The 23,779-nt window shown below is 60.5% G+C and carries 29 protein-coding genes; 13 read left to right on the top strand and 16 right to left on the bottom strand.

Annotated features, from left to right (window positions below; genetic code table 11):
- Positions 1-49: 49 nt before the first annotated feature.
- Positions 50-1,459, bottom strand: a complete 1,410-nt coding sequence (locus BDB13_RS02930; RefSeq protein WP_094270330.1) for an ABC1 kinase family protein — start codon at positions 1,457-1,459, stop codon at positions 50-52.
- Positions 1,460-1,566: 107 nt separating this feature from the next.
- On the opposite strand from BDB13_RS02930, the gene BDB13_RS02925 reads away from it, so the two are divergent.
- Together BDB13_RS02925 and BDB13_RS02920 are read left to right on the top strand one after the other, a co-directional pair.
- Entirely contained in the window at positions 1,567-2,286 is a 720-nt protein-coding gene (locus BDB13_RS02925) for a 2OG-Fe(II) oxygenase (protein WP_094270329.1), read from the top strand.
- The gene (locus BDB13_RS02920) at positions 2,276-2,569 is read left to right on the top strand and encodes an Ada metal-binding domain-containing protein (protein ID WP_094274629.1); all 294 of its coding nucleotides are present in this window, start codon (positions 2,276-2,278) and stop codon (positions 2,567-2,569) included. The genes BDB13_RS02925 and BDB13_RS02920 overlap by 11 nt, the downstream gene beginning before the upstream one ends.
- On the opposite strand, the gene BDB13_RS02915 is transcribed toward BDB13_RS02920, so the two are convergent.
- The 3 genes from BDB13_RS02915 to BDB13_RS02905 are packed head-to-tail and all read right to left on the bottom strand — an operon-like array spanning position 2,532 to position 3,833.
- On the bottom strand, positions 2,532-2,960 hold the full coding sequence (locus tag BDB13_RS02915; RefSeq protein WP_094270328.1) for a VOC family protein: 429 nt from the start codon (positions 2,958-2,960) through the stop codon (positions 2,532-2,534). The two genes, BDB13_RS02920 and BDB13_RS02915, sit on opposite strands and share 38 nt — an antisense overlap.
- A 40-nt stretch (positions 2,961-3,000) precedes the next feature.
- Positions 3,001-3,486: an SRPBCC family protein gene (locus BDB13_RS02910; RefSeq protein ID WP_094270327.1), complete on the bottom strand. Its 486-nt coding sequence runs from the start codon at positions 3,484-3,486 to the stop codon at positions 3,001-3,003.
- A gap of 2 nt (positions 3,487-3,488) precedes the next feature.
- Positions 3,489-3,833: an ArsR/SmtB family transcription factor gene (locus BDB13_RS02905; protein WP_094270326.1), complete on the bottom strand. Its 345-nt coding sequence runs from the start codon at positions 3,831-3,833 to the stop codon at positions 3,489-3,491.
- A gap of 88 nt (positions 3,834-3,921) precedes the next feature.
- On the opposite strand from BDB13_RS02905, the gene BDB13_RS02900 reads away from it, so the two are divergent.
- Both BDB13_RS02900 and BDB13_RS02895 read left to right on the top strand, forming a co-directional pair.
- Entirely contained in the window at positions 3,922-4,572 is a 651-nt protein-coding gene (locus tag BDB13_RS02900; protein ID WP_217902115.1) for an alpha-ketoglutarate-dependent dioxygenase AlkB family protein, read from the top strand.
- Between the two features lie 405 nt (positions 4,573-4,977).
- A complete protein-coding gene (locus tag BDB13_RS02895; RefSeq protein WP_094270325.1) occupies positions 4,978-6,345 on the top strand; it encodes an HNH endonuclease signature motif containing protein in 1,368 nt (455 codons plus the stop codon).
- A 129-nt stretch (positions 6,346-6,474) separates the two neighbouring features.
- Here BDB13_RS02895 and BDB13_RS02890 read toward each other — a convergent pair whose 3' ends face one another.
- From BDB13_RS02890 to BDB13_RS02880, 3 genes are read right to left on the bottom strand one after another with little or no spacing between them, the layout of a single operon-like run.
- A complete protein-coding gene (locus BDB13_RS02890) occupies positions 6,475-7,224 on the bottom strand; it encodes an SDR family oxidoreductase (RefSeq protein ID WP_094270324.1) in 750 nt (249 codons plus the stop codon).
- A 33-nt stretch (positions 7,225-7,257) separates the two neighbouring features.
- Complete coding sequence (locus tag BDB13_RS02885) at positions 7,258-8,106, bottom strand: LLM class F420-dependent oxidoreductase (RefSeq protein ID WP_094270323.1); 849 nt, start codon at positions 8,104-8,106, stop codon at positions 7,258-7,260.
- A gap of 29 nt (positions 8,107-8,135) precedes the next feature.
- Complete coding sequence (locus BDB13_RS02880; protein ID WP_094270322.1) at positions 8,136-8,459, bottom strand: GYD domain-containing protein; 324 nt, start codon at positions 8,457-8,459, stop codon at positions 8,136-8,138.
- Between the two features lie 89 nt (positions 8,460-8,548).
- Here BDB13_RS02880 and BDB13_RS02875 point away from each other — a divergent pair, with 89 nt between their 5' ends.
- The 4 genes from BDB13_RS02875 (at position 8,549) to BDB13_RS02860 (ending at position 10,645) form a co-directional block, all read left to right on the top strand.
- A complete protein-coding gene (locus BDB13_RS02875) occupies positions 8,549-8,740 on the top strand; it encodes a hypothetical protein (protein ID WP_094274627.1) in 192 nt (63 codons plus the stop codon).
- A 9-nt stretch (positions 8,741-8,749) separates the two neighbouring features.
- A complete protein-coding gene (locus tag BDB13_RS02870; RefSeq protein WP_094270321.1) occupies positions 8,750-9,565 on the top strand; it encodes a DUF72 domain-containing protein in 816 nt (271 codons plus the stop codon).
- 70 nt (positions 9,566-9,635) lie between these two features.
- Positions 9,636-10,145, top strand: a complete 510-nt coding sequence (locus tag BDB13_RS02865) for a hypothetical protein (protein ID WP_094270320.1) — start codon at positions 9,636-9,638, stop codon at positions 10,143-10,145.
- A 44-nt stretch (positions 10,146-10,189) separates the two neighbouring features.
- Positions 10,190-10,645, top strand: coding sequence for a PPOX class F420-dependent oxidoreductase (locus BDB13_RS02860; protein ID WP_094270319.1), 456 nt, complete (start codon positions 10,190-10,192; stop codon positions 10,643-10,645).
- Between the two features lie 44 nt (positions 10,646-10,689).
- On the opposite strand, the gene BDB13_RS02855 is transcribed toward BDB13_RS02860, so the two are convergent.
- A complete protein-coding gene (locus BDB13_RS02855) occupies positions 10,690-11,214 on the bottom strand; it encodes a MarR family winged helix-turn-helix transcriptional regulator (RefSeq protein ID WP_094270318.1) in 525 nt (174 codons plus the stop codon).
- A gap of 65 nt (positions 11,215-11,279) precedes the next feature.
- Between BDB13_RS02855 and BDB13_RS02850 the strand changes: the two genes are divergently transcribed.
- The 3 genes from BDB13_RS02850 to BDB13_RS02840 are packed head-to-tail and all read left to right on the top strand — an operon-like array spanning position 11,280 to position 14,544.
- Complete coding sequence (locus tag BDB13_RS02850; RefSeq protein WP_254922682.1) at positions 11,280-12,689, top strand: FUSC family protein; 1,410 nt, start codon at positions 11,280-11,282, stop codon at positions 12,687-12,689.
- 50 nt (positions 12,690-12,739) lie between these two features.
- Complete coding sequence (locus BDB13_RS02845) at positions 12,740-13,903, top strand: alpha/beta hydrolase (protein WP_094270316.1); 1,164 nt, start codon at positions 12,740-12,742, stop codon at positions 13,901-13,903.
- 14 nt (positions 13,904-13,917) lie between these two features.
- A complete protein-coding gene (locus BDB13_RS02840) occupies positions 13,918-14,544 on the top strand; it encodes a SanA/YdcF family protein (protein ID WP_369597444.1) in 627 nt (208 codons plus the stop codon).
- Between the two features lie 77 nt (positions 14,545-14,621).
- Here BDB13_RS02840 and BDB13_RS02835 read toward each other — a convergent pair whose 3' ends face one another.
- The 8 genes from BDB13_RS02835 to BDB13_RS02800 all read right to left on the bottom strand — a co-directional run bounded on the left by BDB13_RS02835 (position 14,622) and on the right by BDB13_RS02800 (position 21,101).
- Entirely contained in the window at positions 14,622-15,458 is an 837-nt protein-coding gene (locus BDB13_RS02835) for a methylamine utilization protein (RefSeq protein ID WP_094270314.1), read from the bottom strand.
- Positions 15,459-15,495: 37 nt separating this feature from the next.
- A complete protein-coding gene (locus tag BDB13_RS02830) occupies positions 15,496-15,819 on the bottom strand; it encodes a cupredoxin domain-containing protein (protein ID WP_094270313.1) in 324 nt (107 codons plus the stop codon).
- The gene (locus tag BDB13_RS02825) at positions 15,819-16,163 is read right to left on the bottom strand and encodes a cupredoxin domain-containing protein (RefSeq protein WP_094270312.1); all 345 of its coding nucleotides are present in this window, start codon (positions 16,161-16,163) and stop codon (positions 15,819-15,821) included. Before BDB13_RS02825 ends, BDB13_RS02830 begins: the two co-directional genes overlap by 1 nt.
- 27 nt (positions 16,164-16,190) lie before the next feature.
- Positions 16,191-17,798 carry a multicopper oxidase family protein gene (locus BDB13_RS02820; RefSeq protein WP_094270311.1) on the bottom strand — a complete coding sequence of 536 codons (1,608 nt, stop codon included), beginning with the start codon at positions 17,796-17,798 and terminating at the stop codon, positions 16,191-16,193.
- Positions 17,795-19,114, bottom strand: a complete 1,320-nt coding sequence (locus BDB13_RS02815) for a hypothetical protein (RefSeq protein ID WP_094270310.1) — start codon at positions 19,112-19,114, stop codon at positions 17,795-17,797. The genes BDB13_RS02820 and BDB13_RS02815 overlap by 4 nt, the downstream gene beginning before the upstream one ends.
- Positions 19,111-19,782: a methylamine dehydrogenase light chain gene (locus BDB13_RS02810; RefSeq protein ID WP_094270309.1), complete on the bottom strand. Its 672-nt coding sequence runs from the start codon at positions 19,780-19,782 to the stop codon at positions 19,111-19,113. Before BDB13_RS02810 ends, BDB13_RS02815 begins: the two co-directional genes overlap by 4 nt.
- 74 nt (positions 19,783-19,856) lie before the next feature.
- Complete coding sequence (locus tag BDB13_RS02805) at positions 19,857-20,465, bottom strand: redoxin domain-containing protein (protein WP_094270308.1); 609 nt, start codon at positions 20,463-20,465, stop codon at positions 19,857-19,859.
- A gap of 45 nt (positions 20,466-20,510) precedes the next feature.
- Entirely contained in the window at positions 20,511-21,101 is a 591-nt protein-coding gene (locus tag BDB13_RS02800) for a MauE/DoxX family redox-associated membrane protein (protein WP_094270307.1), read from the bottom strand.
- Positions 21,102-21,446: 345 nt separating this feature from the next.
- On the opposite strand from BDB13_RS02800, the gene BDB13_RS02795 reads away from it, so the two are divergent.
- Positions 21,447-22,985, top strand: a complete 1,539-nt coding sequence (locus BDB13_RS02795) for an APC family permease (protein WP_094270306.1) — start codon at positions 21,447-21,449, stop codon at positions 22,983-22,985.
- Positions 22,982-23,779, top strand: a complete 798-nt coding sequence (locus tag BDB13_RS02790; RefSeq protein WP_094270305.1) for an IclR family transcriptional regulator — start codon at positions 22,982-22,984, stop codon at positions 23,777-23,779. Before BDB13_RS02795 ends, BDB13_RS02790 begins: the two co-directional genes overlap by 4 nt.

The raw sequence follows: 23,779 nt of genomic DNA, 5'->3' as shown, positions 1-23,779 counted from the left end.
GATTAGCGCCCGCGCCGGGAATGTCGGCGATGGTCGAGTGCAACAGCGATCAATCAGGGATTGTGATACCCAATTGCTGCGCTTTGGTGGCAACATCTTCGGGGAAGACATTCTTGAAGAGATAGAGGTCCTGGCCGATCACCCAGCCCGGAGCGAGAGCCGTTGCGTACCGCTCGAAGTACCCGAGTTGCTTGCCGAAAAGGACCAATTCCTCTGGACTCGCAACACCCCACTGCTTGCCCAGGTTGACGAGCGCCATGATGAGTTCGCTCAGCTTGAGTTCACCCAGATCACGTCCCAGAATCGGAGCCAGCGCGGTGACAACCTGTAAGCCGAGTTGGTCGTCGTCCACCTCGTAGTCCGTGGCATATCCCAAGGCGCGAATACCTCGTGCGACGCGGGCGAAATCACCGTCGATCAACGTTGCGCGGAACATATCCGAGAGGATTGTCCTCCACGTGTCAGGGAGAACGCCGACTATGCCGAAATCGAGCATCGCAATGCGGCCGTCGTCGAGCACCCACAGGTTCCCGGCGTGGACGTCGCCGTGAAAAGGACCGTGGACAATGACGGATTCGAGCCACACTTTCACGCCGCGTCGAATGAGCATCCGGGCCTCGTCGACACCGTCCGGGCCGGCGACAAATCGATCGAGAGGCACTCCGCGCATACGCTCCATGCAGATGACTCGGGGACCGCAGTAATCCCAGTACACCTCTGGCGTCGTAACGCCCTTGTTGTCGCCGAATGCTCCGATGTTGTTTCGGAAGGTTGTTTGGCGATCAGCTTCGACGGCACTGTTGAGCTCAGTCATCGTTGCCGCATGCAAATCGCGAATAATGGCAGTAGCGTTGGCAATTCGAAGAAACTCGACAAATTTTTCCAGAATATTCGCACCAAAGTATGCGGCCCGAAGGTCGATCAACATGCGCGCGTAAATGTCTGGTCGTTGAATCTTGATGACGGCTTCGCGTCCGTCGTGCAGGACACACGCATGTACCTGAGCGACAGATGCTGCCGCGAGTGGTTGGTCGTCGAATTCCGCAAAGAGTGCGGAAATCGAGTGCCCGAGATCTGATTCGACGATGTCACGGGCCTGGTCAGCGGGGAAGGGCGGAACGTCGTCAAGGCAACGCAAGCACGCATTGGCCAGCGGGGCGGGAAAGACTCCCGACGACGACGCAACGAGTTGCCCGATTTTGACGAACGTCGGACCCAAGGTGATGAAGCCGTCCACCAGTCCGTCAGCAGCGGCGTCGACAATGGCGCGTCCACGTCTGCGGAACGGCCAGACGATCAAAGCCAAGATGATGGACGTCGACAGGACCACTGCAATAATTGCCGATCGCCACAATTGGGGGAGGCCGAAGCGCTCCAAGTCCGGCATACGCACGTCGAGGGCACCGGCAGGGACGCCTGACGAGTAAGGTCCGACAGGACGTTGCGTTGGATCCGGCACGGCTCTCCCTCATTCTTCGCGGGTAGTCAGTATGCCAAGTTACAGTTAAATCTCGGAAGTGTGAGACCGGCGACTCACATACTGCACCTTCCGGTCGTCTATCAAGTATGGACCAGTTCAGCGATCTGCCCGTTCGTGTCGATTCCCTCGATTGGCCGGCACTGATCGACGAAATCGAGGCGATCGGCTGCGCGCAGAGCGGTCCGTTGCTCACTGAGTCGGAGTGTGCGGAGATTGCGTCGTGGTACGAGGAGATCGATCGTTTTCGCAGCACGATCGACATGGTTCGATACCGCTTCGGGCAAGGGGAGTATCGATACTTCGGTGAGCCGGTACCCGAACCGATCGCGGCGCTACGAGGTGCGTTCTACCGAAAGCTCCTGCCGTTGGCACGGGAATGGGCATTCAAGCTCGGTGGCGTGGCGCTGTGGCCGGACGCTTTCGAAGAATGGATCGTGCAGTGCCACAGAGCCGGCCAAATCCGGCCGACGCCGATTCTTCTGACGTACGGGCCCGGAGATTGGAATGCCCTGCATCGAGATCTCTACGGACAGTTGGTGTTCCCACTGCAAGTGGTGATCGGACTGGATCGGCCGCGAATCGATCACACCGGCGGAGAGTTCATGGTTGTCGAGCAGCGTCCGCGTGCACAGTCGAAAGGTACTGTCACAGTTCTCGAGCAGGGCCACGCACTGATCTTCACGACCCGTGATCGGCCCGTTCTCGGATCTCGTGGGTGGTCGAAAGTGCCTGTGCGGCATGGGGTAAGCGTCGTGAGGTCGGGTTTCCGTCGAACGTTGGGGTTGGTGCTTCATGATGCCGAATAGGACGTACGTACTCCGGGGGCCGGATAACAAGCCGTATGACAGCGAGACTCCGGGTTTGCTGGGAGGGCACCGGAAAACCAAGATCTACGGTCGACTTGACTGCCGTGGAGCAGCGCAGGCCATTGCTCGAGGCGGCTACGTGGCGAGTCGTGTCTTCTTCGCAGATGAGCCGACCGCGATTGCGGCCGGCTATCGTCCCTGCGCAGTGTGTATGCCCGAAGCGTATGTGGTGTGGAAGACGTCCTCTAGGCTCCGAACCGATCCCGGTACTCGACAGGGATGAGCGGCTTTTCGCCGCGAACCTTCAATTGCTGCACAGCCCAGGTATTGCCGTCGGGATCGGCAAAACCGAAGAAGGTGCCGCCGTCACGTTCGTCAAAGACAGTGACCTCGCTGGCGTCGACACCGCGCTCGATGAGTTCCGCTCTCGCCTTCGCCGCGTCGGCAACCACGAGTTGGAGTCCCTTCAAGGATCCCGGCGCCATCTCGGTCTGCGACGGGAGGTTGCCGATGACTATCGAACAACCCGAACCGGGCGGGGTGAGTTGAGCGACCGTCATGTGCTCGTTCACCGTGTGATGATCGAGGTTGAAGCCGATCTGATCCCGGTAGAACGCGATGGAGCGTTCGAGATCGCTGACGGGGACGATGACAACTTCGAGGGTCCAGTCCATGAGAGTGCCTTTCGCAGTGAGTATTCGGGCAAACAGACGGTCAGAGCTGTGTGACGATCTTGTCCAAGCGCTCGTAGCCTTCGCGGACGCCGAGTTCCATGTTGCTCGCAATCATGCCGTCGCGCGCTTCGAGACTCGGGTACACGGAATGACCGGAGAGGCGAGTACGGCCGTTGTCGAGGTCTTCGAACGTCATGGATTCGATGCTGACGACATCGGGGAAGCCTTCGTATTCGAAAGTTTGGATGACAAATTCATTGTCGCGAACCACGTGAAACACTCCGTTGAACCTGTACTCCTCACCCTCGGGATTGCGGTGGATGTACTTGTATCGGCCACCACTGGCGAAGGTGTACTCCTCGACTTCCATCTCGTATCCGTTGGGTCCGAGCCACTGCTTGACCAGGTCAGGATCCGAATGGGCCCGGAACACCGCACTGACCGGTGCGTCGAACTCGCGGGTGATGTCGATAAACGGCACTCCCTCAGGAGCCGTGATGATGACAGGGTTGGTGGTGGTACCCATGGCTAACTCTCCTTCTGTGTGGTGTTCAGGACGTGATCGAGCTTGCGAAACTGTTGTTCGTGGACCAGTCGATAGCGATCTATCCAAGCCGTCAGAGCTTCGAGAGCGGCAGCGTTGAGATGTACCGGACGCCGTTGGGCATCACGACTGCGAGTCACCAGCCCGGCGGCTTCGAGTACCTGAATATGCTTGGAGACAGCTTGTTTGGTGATCTGAAACGGCTCGGCCAATTCGTTGACCGTCAGGGGGCCCGTGCTCAGGCGAGCGATGATCCGCCGCCGTATCGGGTCTGCGAGTGCCATGAACGCTTTGTCGAGGCGTTCGTCGGCCGCCGGATCCAAGATCACTTGTCAACCATCTCCTTTATCAACCAATCTATTGATTACGATACGAGTCGAGGTGGAGGACGTCAAGAGTTTGGGTAGCGTGGAAATCATGAATGCGCTGATTCCCCGTCCTCGGATGGAGGTGGCACCAGGAGCTGTCCACGTTCCCGATTGGCTCAGCTCTGATCTGCAGCGCACGCTGGTGAGCGAATGTCGGCGGTGGGCGACTGTGCCCGTACCCATGCGTTCCGCCGTCATTCCCGGTGGGCACAAGATGTCGGTGCAAACCGTCTGCCTCGGCTGGCACTGGCAACCGTACAAATACACACGCACAGCCGACGACGTGAACGGCGCTCCGGTTGCGCCCCTGCCTGATTGGCTGATCGAGATGGGGCGAGACGCTGTAACCGAGGCGTATGGAGATTTGGGAAAGGTGTACACGCCGGATACTGCGCTGATCAACTTTTACGACGAGAACGCCCGCATGGGAATGCATCAGGACAAAGACGAGCGCACTGACGAACCCGTCGTCTCCCTGAGCATCGGGCAGAGTTGCTTGTTTCGATTCGGGAACACTTCGAACCGAAACAAGCCGTACGTAGATCTGGAATTGCAGTCCGGTGATCTTTTTGTGTTCGGCGGTCCGTCACGGTTTGCGTATCACGGTGTGCCGAAAGTCATTGCAGGGAGCGTAGATCCGGATATCGGATTGCCAGCCGGGCGGCTGAATATCACTTTACGATGTACGGGTATGTCGTGACGAAAGTCTTACGCTTCACCCGCAGGTTCAATGCGTCTGTTGTGGACAACTTTCGGGACAATAGACACGAGAAGTAAGGAGGTCGCGATAGCAGAAACAGCGGACTTCCTGATGATGCGACCGAGCGCAATCGGTGCGGCGCCTGTCCAAATGGGGAATCACTGTGACAACGGTTGCGGCTGCGATGTAAATGCCGACCGCGAGGGCTTCCCGCTGTAGGGCGCGATCGATGCATCGGTTCCAGGGGGCGCCGGCATCGGGTCGTTGGTGGTGGTGTTCGTAAATCTTAGGTGAAAGGCGTTTGCTGCAAACGCATTCGGAAGATTCGCTGAATCGTCGCCCGGAATTTGGCCTTGACTCGAATAGATGTTCGAGTATAATTGGGGGCAAGGATGGGGGGATCCGATGAGCGTCAATACCGTAGTTGCCGATGTTGTGACTGGTTCTGCTGTGAATGTGCGCGGCATGCTGTGGCGGTTGCGGCCGTGCGACGTGCGGGATGTTGCGGTCACCGCATCAGCGGAAATCCTTCGGCTGGAAGCCATTCGGGTTGCCGCGGTCGACGAGTTGGCGCTTCATCCGGACGAGCCGGTGCTGTGTTACCGCGGTGTCGGCCGCTGGCTGGCCGCCAATACGATGCTGCAGAATGCGGCCGGAATCAAGATCGCCGCCCTCGGGGTGGCCTTGCGAGCATTCCCGGATATCGCGGCGCAGTTCGATGCCGGGGATCTCACCGTCGACCATGCCGCGCTGATCACCGGGTTCTGCGAGTCTCCACCGAAAGGGATGCCGGACCGCGCGCTGCCGCACTGCATGAAAACGCTGCTCGCGGCAGCCTCCGGGGTGGAGGCGACCACCACGAAACTCCGCTACGCCATCGCGGTGTTGGAGCGGATCTTCGAATCCGAAGACATCCCGGCTGGGGAGGACGACGATCGCAACGAACTACGTATCGCGCCGACGTTGAACGGTCGGGTGGTGATCAAAGGTGAGTTCGATGCGTTGACCGGCGAAATGCTCTTGTCGGCGTTGTCGGGGTTGTCGATGCCGACCCCTGCCGCGGATGGGACTCCGGATGCTCGGTCGGCTGCGAAGCGGACGGCGGATGCGTTGACGGAGTTGATTCGTCGGTATCTCGATAATGCTGCGACGGGGGTGGATGGTGGTCAGCGTCCGCATGTGAATGTGCATGTGTCGGCGAAAGATCTTGCGGAGCATCGGGACTGCGCTAGTACTTCAACTTCTCGCTCGGCTTCTCCCGATGACGAGACTGACGTCGAAGACGTGCCGGTGTGGAGCTTCGACGATCTCGACGATCTTGATGTCGGGCACATGCCGTGGATGGGCCCGCTGAGTATCACCCGTACCCGGATGTTGGCGTGCGATTGCATGCTCTCGACGGTGCTCCTCGACGAACACGGCGCCCCGCTCGATGTCAGTCCGCTGAAGCGGTTGGTGTCGGCGGCGCAGCGGACGGCGTTGATCGCCCGCGACAAGGGGTATGCGTTCCCGTCGTGTGATGCGGTGCCGGCGTGGTGCGACGCGCACCATATCGAGCCGTGGTCGAAGGGCGGGTTGACGGTGATGGGCAACCTCACCTTGCTGTGCCGGTCCCATCACACCTTGATTCACCGTAAGGCCGGTTTTGCGGGGCAGTGGGAAATCAAGATGGGGTCCGATCGGAAGCCGTGGTTTATTCCGCCGGCGGGGATCGATCCGGAGCAGCGGCCGCGGCGATCAACCCTGCCGCCCGGTCCGGTGCTGCGCACGTGAGAATTGTTGCACCACAACTGCAGACGTGTCAGGCTTCGCATCAGATTCTCGCCGATGCGAAGCCCACACGCGTGTGCTCACCCGCCGGGTTGAAGGTCACTGTGCGTTGCACCGGCATGTCGTCAGGCGTTAGACGTGCTCTTGCAGCCACTGCTCCAGCGTGGTCGGAGCGATCCAAGCATTGGCGCCCGGTGTGGGGGTGAGTTCCGAGTCGTCGAGTCTTGCACCGAAGTATCCGGCGTCGGGATCGGTTGTCACGGTGCGTTTGTCGCCGGTAGCGGCAAACAGTCTCCGGACAAGTTCGTCGATACCCAAAGGCTCGGGGCCGGCGATTTCGGTCGTGCCGTTCACTGCCGCGCCCGTCACGATCTCGGCGAGGTGGGCTACGACGTCCTGCGAAGCGATCGGCTGCAAGCGTGCCGCGGTCGCATGGACAGTGCCGTCTACGGTCCCGGCATCGGCGATGCCGGCGATGAACTCGAAGAACTGGGTCGAGCGGACGATCGAGTAGGGAATCGGCCCCGCCTTGACCAGGTCTTCCTGGGCGACCTTGGCTCGCATGTATCCGGAGTCGGGCAGTCGGTCGGCGCCCACGATCGACAGGATGACGTGGTGCCTCACTCCGGCATCTTTCTCGGCGATGAGGATATGGCTCGTGGACTCGCGGAAGAACGACCGTACGGCGTCGTCCTCCCACGACGGGGAATTGGTGAGGTCCACGACCACATCGGCGCCCTCGACTGCTTCGGCAATTCCTTTGCCGGTAGTGGTGTCGATTCCGGATCGACGTCCGAGGGCCGCGACATCATGTCCAGCTTCACCCAGCGTCGATGCGATTTGGCTGCCGATGAGTCCGGTTCCGAATATGACAATCTTCATTGCTTGCTCCTTGGTCAGCGACTTGCTCCTTAGTCAGCGGAAAAGCTCGGCGGCCAATGCTTCGTAGGTCGCCAGAGGATCGCCATCGGCCGGAAGTGACTGGATTGCAACATGATCGGCTCCGGCAGCGATATGTTCGCGCAGCCTGTCCGCGATCGAGCGAGCCGTTCCGTATGCCACCAGAGCGTCGATGACACGGTCGTTTCCGTCATTCGCGATTTCGTCGGGCGCGAAGCCGAGACGTTCGAGATTGTTCGTGTAGTTGCGGAGATGGAGGTAGGGGTTGGCGACAGCCGGACGGCCGATTGCCCGTGCCTTCTCTGAATCGGTCTCGAGAACAATTTTGTGTTCCGGTGCAAGGATTTTCGACGGTCCGAGAATTTCGCGAGCTTCGGCGGTGTGCTCGGGCGTTGTCAGATACGGGTGCGCGCCGGCAGCGCGGTCAGCAGACAACTTCAGCACTTTGGGGCCGAGCGCGGCAAGAACTCGGCGAGACTCCGGAACCTGGGCCGCATCGAGTTCGTCGAGGTAGGACACCAATGTGGCGTAGGGCTTCGAGTAATCGCCGGTGGCTTCGGGATGCCCGATGCCGATTCCGAGGAGGAACCGCCCCGGATGCTTGGCTTCGAGTCGGTGGTACGACTCGGCAACTTCAGCAGCCGGTGATGACCAGACGTTGACGATCCCCGTCGCCACGGTGATGTGTTCGGTCGCGTCGAGCAGCTTTTCTGCCAGTCGAAGATCTGCGTGCGGTGAACCGCCGATCCAGATGGTGCCGTAGCCGAGTTTCTCGATAGCCACTCCCAGGTCGGGTTTCAGCCCGGCAGCTCCTCGCCAGATTCCGTACGTGCCCAGGTCAGGTGTCTGCTTCGCGTCAGTCATGATGGGTGCAACCTGTCTGTGATCTGGATCTATTCCGCTCCGGGTTTGCGGTAGTCGGTACGGCGATTGACTGCTTCATCGATTTCTTCCGGTGTGAGCAAGGTGATGGATTCGGATCGGGCGGCGCCTTCGGCGGCTGTTCGGATGCTCAATGCGGCTGCGGCAATGTTGTCGGGAAGAGTGCCTATGACGAACATGTCGTGGCTGCCGAGCGCAAAATGGCAGGATTCGACTGTGCCGCCGATACTTTCGACCATTCGTGTGACCGCGTCACGCCGCGCACTACCGCCCTCCTTCTGGAGGCCGGCGGCACCGGTCGTCGAGTAGGTCACTTGCCAGAGGTATTTCGGCATTTTCGCTCCTTGGTCGGCTGGGGTATTGAACGGCTGGGGTATTCACCTCCGAGGGGCATACCCACAATGGGGTGGGGGACAATCAACGCATGGTTGGTACTCCCGTGATCGTGACGATCGTGTCTGTCTGTGTTGGTTTTGTGATTTTCATGCTCGCTGCGAGTGGCGCCCGTGGAAAGTGGGATCGTCGACTCGTGATCGCACTTTTTGTCGCGGCAGTGGTGTGTCTGACCGTCGTGCCGGTCTCCGTTGCACTCAGTGCTGGGGTATCCGGCGTCTAGTCTGAAGCGGTGGCGTATATCCGGGTAGGTATCTCGGGATGGATGTACCCGGCTTGGCGCGGGGACTTCTATCCGAAAGGTCTCGCGCACCGCCGGGAGTTAGCATATGCCGCAGAACAATTGAGCTCCATTGAGATCAACGGCACCTTCTATGCGCTCCAGAAGCCCGAAAGCTACGTGAAGTGGCGTAGTGAAACTCCGGACGGTTTTGTATTTGCCCTCAAGGGTGCCCGGTACATCACGCATATGAAGCGGCTTCTTGACGCTGAAACGGGGCTGGCTAATTTCTTCGCGGCCGGCACCTTGGCATTGGGTCCGAAACTCGGCCCGATTTTGTGGCAACTGCCCCCTACCCTGCAGTTCGAACCCGCACGGTTGTCGAACTTTTTTGACCTCCTTCCACGGACTACGACGGAGGCGGCGGAATTGGCTGCCGGCCACGACGAGAAGCTTGCCGAAGACCGCGTGTTTGCGCAGACCGAGATCGAACTCCCGATCCGCTATGCGGTGGAGGCTCGACATGAGAGCTTCGCGGTGCCCGAAGCGGTGGATCTCATGCGCGAGCACGATATCGGATTTGTCGTCGCGGATACAGCCGGAAGATATCCACAGATCACTACGCCGACCAGCGATTTTGTCTATGTGCGGATGCACGGCGACAAGGAACTGTATGCAAGTGGTTACACCGACGATGCCCTCGATGAGTGGGCCGAACGATTCCGGGGCTGGATGGACGAGGGGCTCGACGTGTTCGTCTACTTCGACAATGACATGAAAGGTTTTGCACCGCACAACGCGATGGCGCTGTTGGATCGCTTCACGTGACTGGTTTGGTGGAAAGTTGTCGGTACCGCCTGACAGACTTCGCGCGAGCGCGAATGAAGGAGAACCGAAAGTGAACCCCGAGCAGAGTCTGCCGACACCGAGTTGGCCGACAGAGTGGCCGAAGGTTGCCCGCAATATCGCCGACGCGACAGCTGATGCGTTGGCAGCAGTGCGCGCAGCCAACAGTGGTGCGCTCACCGAGGCTGTCGACGAATTGAAGAATCTTTCATTCGAGCAGGTCAGCTCCGTTCATGCGGCCATCGTGCGCGAACTGCTCGAAGACACGCATCCAGATGGACTCTCGAGCGAAGACGTGCAGGATGCCTTGACTGCGTGCGCGAAAGCCACCATCACGTGGCTTCCCGATCTGGACGTACAGGCTTTGGCTGCGGTCTATACCGGAGCGCTCGGCATCTCCGATCTGGAAGACGATTCTTTCCGGATCGGCCACGGCGCCTATCTACGTTCAGCGGTACTGGTGATGGGCAGTTTGTCTGCGGGCACCAAGAAACCGCAGGCAACGTACATCGCCACGGCGATCGGCGAGATCGCCCGGGCGCAGACGATCGAGATGCCCTGAGCGCACACCTGTATCGGTGTTGAATTCAGACCTAGTCTGGGAGTATGTCGAAAATTGCCAGTGCAGATCGGGTTTCGCTTTCTGAACTTCTCGCGTTCATTCGGCCGCGGCATCGTGCCACGTTGGTGACGATCAAGAAGTCGGGTGAACTTCAGATATCGCCGGTCACGTGTGGCGTCGACGGCGAAGGCCGCATCGTCATCTCCACCTACCCGGAGCGGGCCAAAGCGGTGAATGTGCGTCGTACGCCCGCTGTTTCGCTGTGTATCCACTCTGATGAATGGAATGGACCGTATGTGCAGGTGAACGGAACGGCCGAGATGATCGACCTACCGGAATCGGTGGAACCCTTGGTCGACTACTACCGTTCCATCGCCGGCGACCACCCCGACTGGGACGAGTACCGCGAGGCGATGCGCAAGCAGGGCAAGAGCCTGATCCGCGTCACCGTCGATTCATGGGGTCCGATTGCGACAGGTGGATTTCCGCCCGGGCGTTGACGCGATGTCAATCCCAGAGCCCGACGTCAGTCCCAGAGTCTCGGTCAGTCCCAGATTCCGGCGTCGATGTTGATCGAGATCCGCTTCAGCAGTGCCGTGAGTTGCGCTTGCTCGTCGACGTCGAGTCCGGACAGCAGTTGCCGATCACGTGCGACTCGACGGGGAAATTCTGCTTCCACCAAAGCGCGTCCGGCGTCGGTGAGTTGAAGGAGAACCACGCGTCCGTCGCGTTCGAAGCGTTTCCGCTCTACCAGTCCCAACTTGGCCAGTCGGTCGGCATGTTTGGTGGTGGCGGCTCCGCTGAACATAGTCACTGAGGTGACTTCGCTGGTTCGCAATGGTCGATCACTACGGGCCAATGCACTCATGACGTCGAATTCGGCGCGCGAGACGCCGGTGGGCGCAAGTGCTCTGTCCAGTTGATGGAGCGACTGCGAACTGATGCGATTGATCCGGCCCATGACCTCGATGGGAGAGGAGTCGTATTCGGGGTAAACGCGCTTCCATTCGCGACGGACTTTGTCGATGAAGTCGTCTTCGGAACTGCTCGCCTGCGCCATGAGGTACATCTTAGCGACTCAATTCATAGTATTTCACAAGTAATTTACTAGTGAAATAAATGTATGCTGGGTCAATGACATCTACCGAAACAGCCACCAGTCGCTTCGAACATTCGAGTGACGCGTTGGCTCACTCGGTGTCCGGATCGACCTGGCGGGCAGCATTTCGGATCGGGCCTGCTGATGCGACCATCGCGCCGGCTATCCGGGTAGGGCTAGCCGCAGCCGTCGTCTTGATTGTGGGTGGACTGCTCGGCTATCAGGAGTTGGCGGGTTTTGCTGCGTTAGGGGCCGTGTGTGCGGCCTTCGGCCGGTATGAGCCGTATCCGAGATTGGCCGGCAAGCTCGCGATGGTAGGAATTGCGCTCGTTGCGTCCGTTGCTGTGGGCGGCGTACTGGGACTGGTCGGCGTTTCGGTGTGGATACAAATTGGTGTTCTATCGCTGCTGGCAGGTGCCGCGTACTGCTTCATGTCAGGCTTCGAGATAACAGGCCCGGGGCCGGTGATCCTGGTCTTTGCTGCGGCGGGCGCTGCCGGATTTACCTCTACCGCTTCAGGTTTGATGCAATTGATCCTTGCAGCTTCCCTCGGCATCCTGGTGGGCTGGATGGCGGCGATGTTCCCCGCGCTCGTATTGCCGATGGGTCCGGCGCGGCTGGCTGTTGCCCGAGCGGTAGCGGCAGTTGGGCGATTAGAGCAGACCGGTGAGCCTGGAGTTGTGGCTGCGCAAGCGTCCATTGCTCGTGCGCGCTCGATCACCGCGTCGAGCGGTCGGATCAAATCGGCCGTCGATCACGGCCGTGAATTGGTGGCGGTGCTCGACGAAGCAGACGCGGCGGTCGCGGCGTGGCATGAGCACGGCGATCCGACGCTGATTCACGATATTGCTCTGCACGAGAAGGAGCTTCGCAAGCTCAAGCGGTCCAGCATGATCGAGCACGCACTGGAACCAGCCTCGGAAATTCCAGCGCCCGATGGCTACTTTGTCGCGGGGCTGGCGCGAATGTATTCGCGTGAGGTTCGGACCAACGCAGGTCGTATCGTTCTGGCGTCTCTGTTTGCGGGGTGGCTGGCCGCCGGCGCCGGCCTCGAACATCCGACATGGGCGTCGATGGGTGCGGTTGCCGCGATGCAGGGGCTCAACTACAAGCAGACTGTCCAGCGCGGAATTCAGCGTCTTCTCGGAAATGTCGCGGGAGCAGTCATTGCCGCCGTTCTGATCGCGATGACTCTGGGTTACTGGCAAGCAGTTGTCGCGGTGGTGATCTTCCAGGTAGCGGCGGAACTGTCGGTGATCAAGAACTATGCCCTGACATCCATGGCTGTGACGCCCATGGCCTTGGTACTCATCGGGCTCAATGCGCCCATTACAACGGACTCGGCAGTGGCGCGTGTGGTCGACACACTGATCGGCGTGGTGGTCGGCGTCGTTGTTGGTGCGCTGACAATCAGCCGCGCGGATCGGCACCACGTTTTACGATGAGCTTTGATGACGCGTAAGTAGCGCGTCGAATGAATCGGAGTTGTCTTCACGTGAAGTTCCAGTCGAGGTCGCTAGTTCGTTTATCCGTCACGGCGTTGTGCGCTGCCACGATTGGTTCCGTCGTCGCCGCGCCCGTTGCCTTCGCGCAAGCTCCCAGCGCTTCACAGGGCACCGGAACTGTGGTCTCGAGTGAACCGCTGCCCAAGGACCTCTGGATTCCCGGAACCGCCGACGCGAAGCGATTCACGTACTGGACCATAGGCTCGAATGGCCAGCCCGCGCTCAGCAGCGGCGCCTACTACGTTCCCGCCGGCCCCGCTCCGGAAGGCGGCTGGCCCGTCGTCGCGTGGGCACATGGAACCACCGGTCTCGACGACTCGTGTGCGCCTTCGCTTGTCGGCCCCGGCCTACCCGACCGTGACTACCCCTACCTCGGTCGTTGGCTTGATGAAGGCTACGCAATTGTCGCGACAGACTATGTGGGGTTGGGAACTCCTGGCCTCATGCCGTACCTGGACGGAAAAGTGGAGGCGCACAGCGTCGTTGATTCCGTGAAGGCCGCTCGCGCCATCGATTCGTCGATCTCGAATCGTTGGGCGGTAGTCGGGCAGTCGCAAGGCGGCGGAGCAGCCATCACGACAGCGCGTTACGCCACCGAATACGGCGGTGATTCGCTCGATTACCGGGGCGGCGTCGGAACGGGTGTGCCTGCCAACATCGAACTGGCTTTCCAGCCGGCCGGACCAGGATTTCCTCCCATTGCACTCGGCGGTGGCCTGACGTCGTATGCGCTCTACATCTTGGCCGGTTTCCGGGAGGCGCATCCCGAAATCGACCTGAACTCGTACCTCACTCCGCTGGGACGGGAAAACGTGGACCTGGCCGAAAAGCTCTGTGCCGGAGACCTGGAAGACGCGTCGAAGAAGTTGGTGCTCGGAGATCTCTTGTCGAGGCCGCTGAATCAGATCCCGAATTTCTACGGGTTGCTCAACGACTACATGGGTGTCCCGACGAGCGGTTACGACCGTCCGATCTTCATTGGCCAAGGGCTACTTGACGTGGATGTACCGGCACCGTCAGCGATTTCGTTGGTCGCGGCGCTGGTCGCCAATCGTGAGCCGGTGACATTCAAGACCTACAACACCGATCACAGCGGTGCGTTTGTCGAGTCGCAGGCTGACACGATCCCGTTTGTGGCGAATCTGTTCCGCTAGTGAAGCGATGGATTGTGGGTCTCGTCGTCCTGGGCCTCGTTTTCTACGTGGGCACCATCGTCTGGATTTCTGTCGCGTCGGCTGGGCATACCTCCGACGTGGCGGACGCGCCGGAAGCTCCGGTGGTGATCGTTCTGGGCGCACAAATCAAGGACGGGAAGCCGATGGCCTTCCTGAGAGGTCGCCTCGACGCTGCTGTTCAGCTGGTCGAGGACGGGAAGGCGCGTGCGGTACTGGTGTCGGGCGACGCGAATGGCGCTTCGGGTGACGAGATCGCTGCAATGACGAACTACCTGGTGGAGCAGGGTATCGATGAGCGTCGGATTGTCGGGGATCCCTACGGACTCGACACTTACGACACCTGTTTCCGAGCAATACATACGTATGGCATTACTGATGCGCTGATTGTCACCCAGGGATACCACGTGCCTCGGGCCGTGGCGTTGTGCCGTGATGCCGGGATCGATGCGCACGGTGTGAACAGTGATTGCGGCTGCTCGACGCCGACTCTGGTCAAGAATGCTGCTCGGGAATGGATTTTGGCCAAACCCAAAGCGGCACTGGATATGTTGTGGGGCCGCGATGCCAAGGTCACCACTCCTCGGGAAGATTCTGTGCAGATGGCATTGAACGTGCAGTGACACAGCATGGTCCGGAGGTGGGCATACGTATGGCCGGTGCGCGAGATGCTCACCGGCCATACGTATTCGGTAGAACTTCAGATCAAGGACGCAGCGGCGAAGGCCCCCAATGCGATCAGTGAAGCGCCGGTAACACTCTGGACCCGACGGTCAACGACGCACATGATCGAGAGGAAGCCGGGCATCGAGCCACCACGTCGGGTGTGCACGATTGCGGCGAGGCTGGGCATGCACCGGCCGAGCGAGACGACGGTGAAGAGGGCGGCACCGAGGGCCGGTGAACCCGAGGCGATGACGCCGAGCGCCAGCAGGTAGTACGCGCTGGATCGGATGAAGATCAGAAATCCCGGCCCGATGATTGCGCCGAAAATCAGTGAAACCTTCCACGGTGCCATGGTTCGACGCAGATGGCGCGGAAGCTGTTGGCGCCGCATCGGAGTCGGCAAATTGAGGACGCCCAACTCGTGCAGTCCGTATGCCAGCGCCAGGGCGGCCCACGCTGCCAAAGCCCAGCCGATCGGAATGTAGCCGGAGACAGCTGCGCCCAGACCGCCGATCAGTGCTCCGGTCACGGCTCCTGTTGTGACGGAACCCAGTGCGTGCCAACCGAGACGGCGGATGGGAGTCGAAGAGCCCTTGCGGTCAGGCTGTTTCGGTGCAGCCACCACGCCGGCAACCGACATGCCGCAGGTCGACCAATTGGCTGCCAGTGACGTCACCAATCCTGCCCCGACGACTGCTATCGTCAAAGCGGTGATGTTCGAAGGGCCTGACAGGATTGCGATGCCGGCGCCGGCTGCGGCACCCGCGGCAATCAGTGTCACCCGGGTGGCGGTACCAACCGAGCCTTGAAGGGTCGGGCGGATGTCGGGGACATCCGTCTCGAGTGGGCCGTGTGAGAGAACGGTAGTCATCAGAACCTCCAAAAGGTATGTAGTTCATGAAAAGTGATCACAGGACTGTGATGATTCCGGTCATGTAGGGATGCACGGAGCACGTGTACTCGTAGACACCCGGGTCGGTGAACGTGTGCCGGTAGGTGCCGTCGCCGGTGATGCCGCTGTCGAACAGTCCCGGTGATTCCACATGATGGAGGAGCCCGCCGTCGTCGAAGCGCCACTCGACCGTGCCGCCACGCGAGGTCGTGACATCCATCGGGCTGAACTGAACATTACTGATCTCGACCACGACGTCGGGGGCGGGATCTTCTGTGCCACAAGCAGGAATACATGCTGCCGCGGCAATAGTGCCGAGAACGGCGATCCACCTCCTCATTACTGAACGATCACGGTGCCGACCATCATCGGATGGGGCGTGCAGTGGTAGGTGAAGGTCCCGGCGTCGTCGAACGTGTACGAGAAGGTTCCCTCGGTGAGCAACTCGCTCTTCAGCTTTCCTTCCAATGCGCCGTTACCGACCACGTCGTGGGGAAGCCCACCGTCGTCAAATTTCCACTCGACCGTTTGGCCCTTCTGGATGGTGACCGACGCCGGCGTGTAGGCCATGTTCTTCACCTCGATCACAACGGCGGGTTCGGCGGACGCAGTGCTTTCGCTGCTGCAGGCGGTGAGGCTCACTGCGGCGCAGACGGCGAGGAAAGTGGGAACGAGTTTTTTCATGAGAGGTCCTCTCGAAATCGGTTCTTGTCAGCGGACGTAACGCAGGTTTGCGGTCATGCCCGCTTCGAAGTGATAGGCATTGTGGCAGTGGAACATCCACTCGCCTGGATTGTCGGCATCGAACTCGATGGCCAGTTCGGTGCCAGGTAGGACGTTGACGGTGTCGCGGCGAAGTCCGCCGTAGTCCGGAACAGCGAAGGTATGGCCGTGAGTGTGCATCGGATGCCACATTGTGGACGAGTTCTTCATCGTGATGCGAACGCGCTCGCCCTGCTTCATGATCAATTTTCCCGCATCCGCCCCGGCCATGCCCCAGACGTATCGATCACCGGCTTGGATCAACTCGATTCGGTAGTCGCGGTCCGGCGATTTCGTTTCGAGCCGCACGGCTTGCGCGGGGCGAAGCGAACTTTCGAGCACCAGCTTGCCGCCCAGTTCCGGAATCGATCCACCTACATCAGGATTCGTCAGGGCCGATGCGTCGTTGCTACGCAGGACCGTCGACGCATAGCCGTCGCGGCCCTCGACCTTGGCCACGATCGGCCACGATCCGGACTTCACTGTTACGAGTACGTCGTAGCGTTGGGCCATGCCGACGATGATCGTGTCGGCTGTGGCCGGTTCCACGTCGTAACCGTCGGCCGCGACAATCGTCATCTCATGTCCCGCCACCGCGAATCGGTACGGAGTCTCAGCTGCTGCGTTGATGATTCGCAGCCTGAGGACAGAGCCGGGGGCAGCGGTGACGACGGCAGGATCATTGGGCGGTCGCCCGTTGATCAGATGCAGCGGATAAGCAATGTGCTGTGTCATCCCGCCGAGAACCTCGGACGAGCCGTGGCCGGCATTCACCAATTGCTGCGCCAGTGTCATCTCGCCTGCGGAATGCTCCGCAGGAGCCGATGCTGCACCGCCGTGTCCACCGTGGCCACCGGCGATTGCCGGATTGAGCGCCATCAGAACAGAATCCGGGCTAGTGCCCAGCCCGTCGAGCCAATCATCGAGCACCAGAACAGCGTCAGCATCTGCCCCGCTGGTGTCATTCGGATCCTCGACGATCATGGCACCGAAAAGACCTCGGTCGGACTGTAGTCCGCTGTGTGAGTGATACCAGTGTGTTCCCGGATCCGGGGCGACGAAGTCGTAGTCGAAAGTCGTGCCGACACCGATCGGAGCCTGCGTGGTGGGTGCGGCCCCGTCCATATCGTTGCGGATGCGAATTCCGTGCCAGTGCAGCGTGGTTTCAGTCTCGAGAGCATTGTGGACGGCGACCTTGACACGGTCACCGGCGGTCAAACGAAGCTCCGGCGCCACAGCAGCGCCGCCGTACGTCCACGTGTCCACCAGGCGTCCGCCGAGATCAACCGTCGAGAATCCGGCGGTCAGAGCAAACGCGGCGGTGCTTCCGTTCCAGGCCCGCGCCGACTCTGCGGCAGCAACCTCGGGATCGGTCGGCAGAATGTAGTCGAGATCGGTTGGCTGCGCCGGAGATGCTGCAGTGGAACTGCATCCGGCGATCGATCCGACAGCTCCGACTCCGAGAGTCGCGGCGCCGAGTGCACCCAGGCTCAGGAATCGGCGCCGACCCAGCTGTACCGACATAGAACTGCGTGCACCGGATCCGGGACCACTCATCGGATTACTTCCGGCGTGATCAATCCGCTGACATCACCGACATTTCCCGAGACCTCAGCGGAGCTGACCTGTTCACCGGTAGTTGCGTTGTAGCCCACGATCTTCTGCGGTGCGGACCCGTCGACTTCCGGTCCGGTACCAAGTACGTAGAAGGTGGCACCGTCGACCGAGAAGACCATGCTCTTGATATCGGTGAGACCGAGATCCGTGAGCGAGAGACTCTTCACCGGAGTGAAAGTGGCGGCGTCGGAGAGATCGATCTTGACCAACGAGCCACCGCGGGCAGAGTCCGGGTGAACAGCGCTGTCGGTGTAGGCAATTGCGAGACGGGTGGCGTCGGCATTGATGACATTCTCGGAGAACCGGCCAGAATCCTGACCCGCGTTTCCGATCGGTTTGACAGACTCCTTCGGTAGCCCGTCGGAGAAGTCGAAGACGTACACATCGCCGTTCTCGCTGACCAACAACGCTTTCTGTGCATCGGGGGCCCAGGTGACCTTGCGGGTGGAGACAAAATCATCGGGCAGAACCTTGGAGCGAGCCGTCTCCGTCGGAACACCGTCGTCGCTGATCGAGACGTGGAGCAGCTCACGACTGTCCTCGCACACGCTGTACAGTTCGTGCCCGACCATCCAGGTAAAGGGTCCGCAACCGACGATTTGCAGGGCTCCGCTGGCTTCCTTCTTCTCAAGATCCACGACGCGGATGCCGTACAGACCGTCATCCCAGGTGACGAAGAACTTGCCGTCGGACGTGACCGCGTTGGACCCGGGACGTGAATGCACGCGGGCGACGTCCGGGAGCGCGACCTCGGCCGGTTCCAACAAGTTGCCGGAGTAGGTACTGATCGTGAAATCGGCTGCGCCACGGGAACCTCGAGGCCTCCACACTTCAGCGGCGAGCACCGCTGGGTCTTCGGGCGCTGCCCCGACAAATCCGTGAATGACCGGATCCCAGATTCCCGGTCCGACGGTGATACGGCTTTCGGCTACACCGGTTTTCGGGTCGATGACATTGACGCTGAGTTCGAGTTTTCCGAAGCCGCCTTCGACTCCGAGCAGTCGATCAGCTGCGATCGGGATGATGGAACCGACGTGCAGTGGCTCCGGGATGGTATCGCCGATTTCCTGATCGTCGTGTCCGAGGGAAATGCCCTCGCCCGGTGCGGTGAACGGCACGGTGGGGTAGGTGACATCGCCGGCGCTGGAAGATTCGTCGTTGTCGGACGAACTACATCCGGCGAGGGCGAGGACGACGGTGAGTGGGAGCACGGCGACGGCGGGTCGAGCGAACTTTCGGTATCGCGAAGTGGTCATGATCCGGCACCGACCTTCGGGCGTTCTGCGGGACGCGCCTGGCAGTCCTCGCCGATGATCGGCGCCATCGTGCACGTGTACGCCTGGGACTCGTCGGAGACGCACCAGATGATTTCCTGGTCGTAGCTGCCGGCCACCGGGTTGTACATCACTGCCTGCATGTCCGGCTCACCGCAGAATGCGTTGGAACACGAAGGCGCACCACAGCAGTCGTAGTACGCGATCAGATACGTCTTACCGGTATCCGGATTGGTACAGCACCCGACCCAGAATTCGGCACCGGGCTTGCTGCCGGGAGCGCAGGTGGTGACGCCGCCGCCGTTGCAGGCAGCACAGGATGTGCCATCCATGTTGCACCAGCGCCAGTATTCACATTCGGCCGGATCTTTGCCGTCATAGACGGGTACCAGCGGTTCGGGGCCGGGAGCCGGAGCGGGAGGCGCGGCTTCCTGCGCGAAAGCGGTGCGAGTGACCGGCAAGGTGCTGATCAGTGCAACTCCGGAAACCCCCATGGTCCATTTGCCGACTCGACTGATCATCGATCGCCGCGAGACTCGTTCGGAGAGTTTGCGGCCCGCACGGCTGGTCAGTGAACCACCTTGGCCCGCCATCCATTCTGCTTGCGCTTGTACGGTTGCCTCGTCCACCGGATATCGGTTCTCGGTCATGTTGTGTTGTGGGAATGCATTGTCGTCCAACGATTTTCTCCTGATTCGTGAAGAGGAACGAGCAGACTTCGGAGTCAGGCCGCGCTGCCCGACTTCGCCCGCGCGTGAAGGTGTTGGAGTGAGGGCGTGCCGGATTCGAGGGCGTTGAGCAAGCTCTCCACCTGAGCCATGTGGTTACACAGGCCCTTGCCGCGAATCTTGCCGTGCTCGTCGAGGATTACGCCGTACGGAGTTGTGCCCACCTGGTAGGCGATACCGACGTCGCGAGCATCGATGTAGCTGAGCTCGTCGCCGATTCCGCTGCCGGCCAGAAACTCTCGATGTTCTTCGGGTGTTCCGTCGGAAATGATGACGACGTCGAGGTCGGATTCGGCTCGGGCCATTGCCCGGAGTCCGGGAAGCAGGCTCTTGCAGGTCGAACAACTCGGCGCCGTGAACAGCAGGAGCTGTGGCTTGTCGCGATGGCCGCCGACTCCGACGGTTCGACCTTCTTGGTCGATCAGACCAGCAAACGACGGACCCGCCTGTTCGACCTTGGGTCCGGTATCCATCATCCGGGCACCGAGGGGTCCGAGTCGTACTTGCACTCGGCCGATTTCACGTGCGAGGGCAAGCATCATCATGAACAGAACGGCCACGGCGATCACGAGGATCACGGTTGCTACGAGCAGAAAAGTAGTCATCGCAATAGTCCTGCCTTTGCGCAGTCAGTGAAGAGAGGGTGTAGGTCAAGTGCCGTAGCGAGAGGTAGCGTTCGCTGCCCGCAAGCGGATGGAGGCGCCGGAGAGGTAGTCGTCGACCGGGCGTCTTCCCAGATGAACGACAGATCGGATCTGAGCGGCTGCGACGCCCGCCAATACCAGGAGGAGGGCGAGGGCCGAACCGGCAACCTGAAGAGGCAGTGTCGCTGAACTTCCGATCACAACAATTGCCAGCGATGCGACGGCAAGGACTCCGGCTCGCACCGCGTGGAACCATCCAATGCGCGGAATCTCGCCGAGTCCGAAAGCGAAGCAACCACAGTCGAGGTCTCGGCGACCACGGAGCAGGTTGACAGTGAGTCCGAGAAAGAACGACGTGAACATGATTGCGGCAGCTCCGGCCGCCCACTGCCGGGCAATCCCCGTCACCAGAAGGATCCCTGTTGCGGTCTCGGCAATCGGGAGTGCTCGTGCCACCGGAGCTTCGAGCACGCTGGGCAGGATCTTGTAGCCACGTATCGAACGCACAACACTTTCGTTGTCTGTCAGCTTGGGGATGCCGGCAAGTAGCAGGACAAATCCGATGATCGCTGAGGCGGCGGCGACGGTGAAGTCCATGATTCCTCCGTTCTTCTCGGCAGTAGTAGTGACGTGTGGGACACATCTTGTACGTGTTCTGCGGCGAACATGCTTCGGCGGAGATACGTCCGGGGGAGGTTCAAGTGGGATTGCATTTCTGGGGTGAGAATTAGCAAATCTGCAGGTAGTGGCGCCTATTCGGCTCGGGCATCATGTTTTCGTCGAGTGGCGGCGACTCCAGCCGACGCAATCGGGCGGTGCGAATTCCCACTTGGAGCGGCACTGCGCGCCACGGTGGAAACCGTCCGGAAACATAGGCGGACTAATTTGACCGACATCGGAGATATGCCCGCAAGAAGGTTGGCACTGAATGGACGGTGAGACATGGCCGTGACCGCGGCGTTACGGGCGGCAATCGTGCGCGCTCAAAGTGCCGACCAGGATTATGATCCGGTGTACTCGCCGTTGCGAGGTCTGGGGCGGCGACGATTGACGCCGATTGACCTTCTCGGCCAGTCCTTGTCGACGATCGCACCCGCTACCGGGATGGTCTTCATTGCGTTCTGGATGATCACGTACAGCCCCGGGTATGCCGGATTGGTTGCCATTGCCGCGACGACCTCCGCGGTATTTCTTGTTGCGCTCTGTATTACGCACTTCACGCGCAGGTTGGCGGCTGCCGGTTCGCTCTACAGTTTTGTCTTTCAGGGATCAGGTACCAAAGCTGCGCTGGCGGCTGGAACTGCTTTGGTGCTGGGGTATCTCGGTATTTCGGTGTCCGTGTTTTCACAAGCAGTCCCCAGTCTGCTGGACACGATTTCGATAGTCGGTCCACAGTTCGAAGGACCAGTTCCGACCGGGATCGTCACGATTCTGATTGCCGTCACCGTTGCCTGGATCGCGGTACGGGGAGTTCGCTTTGCGACCCGTGCGATTCTGGTTGTCGAGGCCTGTTCACTGATCTTGATCATCGCAGTGATGCTGGCAACTCGGACCGACACGGCAACTACTGTGGCGCTTCCGAATCCGTCGTTGAGCGTTGTTCCGTTCTTGGCCATGCTGACCGTGCTGAGCATGGCCGGATTCGAGAGCGCAGCATTCTTCGGACCCGAAGCGAAGAGGCCGTTGATTACCGTCACTCGTACGGTGCTGATTTCGCCGATCATCTGCGGGGTCCTGTTCGTGTTTGCCGCCTGGGCAGCGATGACCGGGCATGGAGCGACTATCGTCGGCGCCTACTTCGAGGGGACGGCATCCGGCGCCGGCCCGGGAGTTGTGCTGGCGGTGAAGATCGGTATGACGTGTTCTTGGTTGGCGTGCACTCTCGGTTGCGCGCAAGCAGGTTCGAGGTTGCTGTACTCGATGGGAGTCGAGCGGGTACTGCCGTCGTCGCTCGCGCGGATGCACCGCCGATTCCGAACCCCCTACGTTGCCGTCCTCACGTTTGTCTCTGTGAGCACTGCTGGCGTGCTTGTGTTTTCCGACGCGGTCCGCGATGATTCGGGATCTTTCGACGGAGTGGTGGAAACTGCACTGGTCTGCGCCTATACGTTGGTGGCCTTTGCGTCCTGGAGGTTTCTGCGCAGAATCGGTGAGCACACGTGGTCGACGCGTCTGTGCACCCTGTCGGTGAGTGCTGCGGGCGCCGGGTTGTTGGTCTACATAGTTGTGGACGGGGCAGCTCACGGGGTGTGGGTGTTGGTGATTGCCGCTGCCGCAGTGGCCGCATCCGGAACGATGTGGAGTGCGATTCTTCGGCGCGTTCGCCCGGAAAGCCTTCGCGCGGTTGGTGCTTTCGACAGCATCGAGACTGTGGATTTGCTGCCGGGAACAGGCACACTTCTTGTCGACGGCGATGGTCGGCCACACCTGGTTCCGGATCGGTCTGCCTTCGGCAACGGCCTGCCGGAGCAGAGAGAGTGACCATCGGTCGTGCCCCCTCCGATACTCGAGCCGGTACTCGAGTCGGCAATCGGACCACTGATGACGCCCACTTCAGTGGTCAGCAACCCCGAGCAGTTCAGAAGGCCCTCGGGATGCTCGAAGCGGTTGCGCATCTGGGGCCGGGAACAACGGCAAAGGAGATCGCGACCTTCACCGGCGTGCCGTCGGCGACCGCGTATCGCATGTTGAATCTGTTGGTGGCAGAAGGATTTCTTGTCCGGGTACCGGATCTATCCGGCTTTGCTTTGGGTCGGCGTACGGCTGAGCTTTCGCATGCCGCCTCGGCGAGTGGTCCGTCACCGTCGTTGCATGATCAGGTTGAAGAGATGCGCACTCACACGCGCTACGGGTTGCATGTCGCCTCGTTCAACGCCGGCCGCTTGAGATTTGTCGACAAGGATCCGGATCACGAGATCATCGGGATAACCACGCTGTCGAAGAACGTTCACTCGAATGCGTTGGGCAAACTACTGCTCGCGTACGACGATCGGATTCTCGACGATCTGGAACTGCGCCGCCTCACCGAGTTCACGATTCACGATCGAGATGAACTTGACGAGCAATTGCGCTCGGTTCGATTGCAAGGGTTTGCATTCGAGATTCAGGAATGTCGCCTCGGAAGGTCGGCGTTGGCGGTGCCCATCCGAGATCATGCAGACCTGGTGGCGGGTGGATTGTGCGTCCAGGGATCGTTCGAGCGCGTTACGCCGGACGACCGGGAATTGGTGGGGTTCCTGTTCGACTGCGCACGTCGCCTCACTGGGCTACTTTGA

Origin of the sequence: Rhodococcus sp. OK302, assembly GCF_002245895.1 — a bacterium.
Lineage (GTDB): Bacteria > Actinomycetota > Actinomycetes > Mycobacteriales > Mycobacteriaceae > Rhodococcus_F.
The sequence above is the reverse complement of the archived record's forward strand: the minus strand, read 5'-3'. Positions and strand labels throughout refer to the sequence as shown.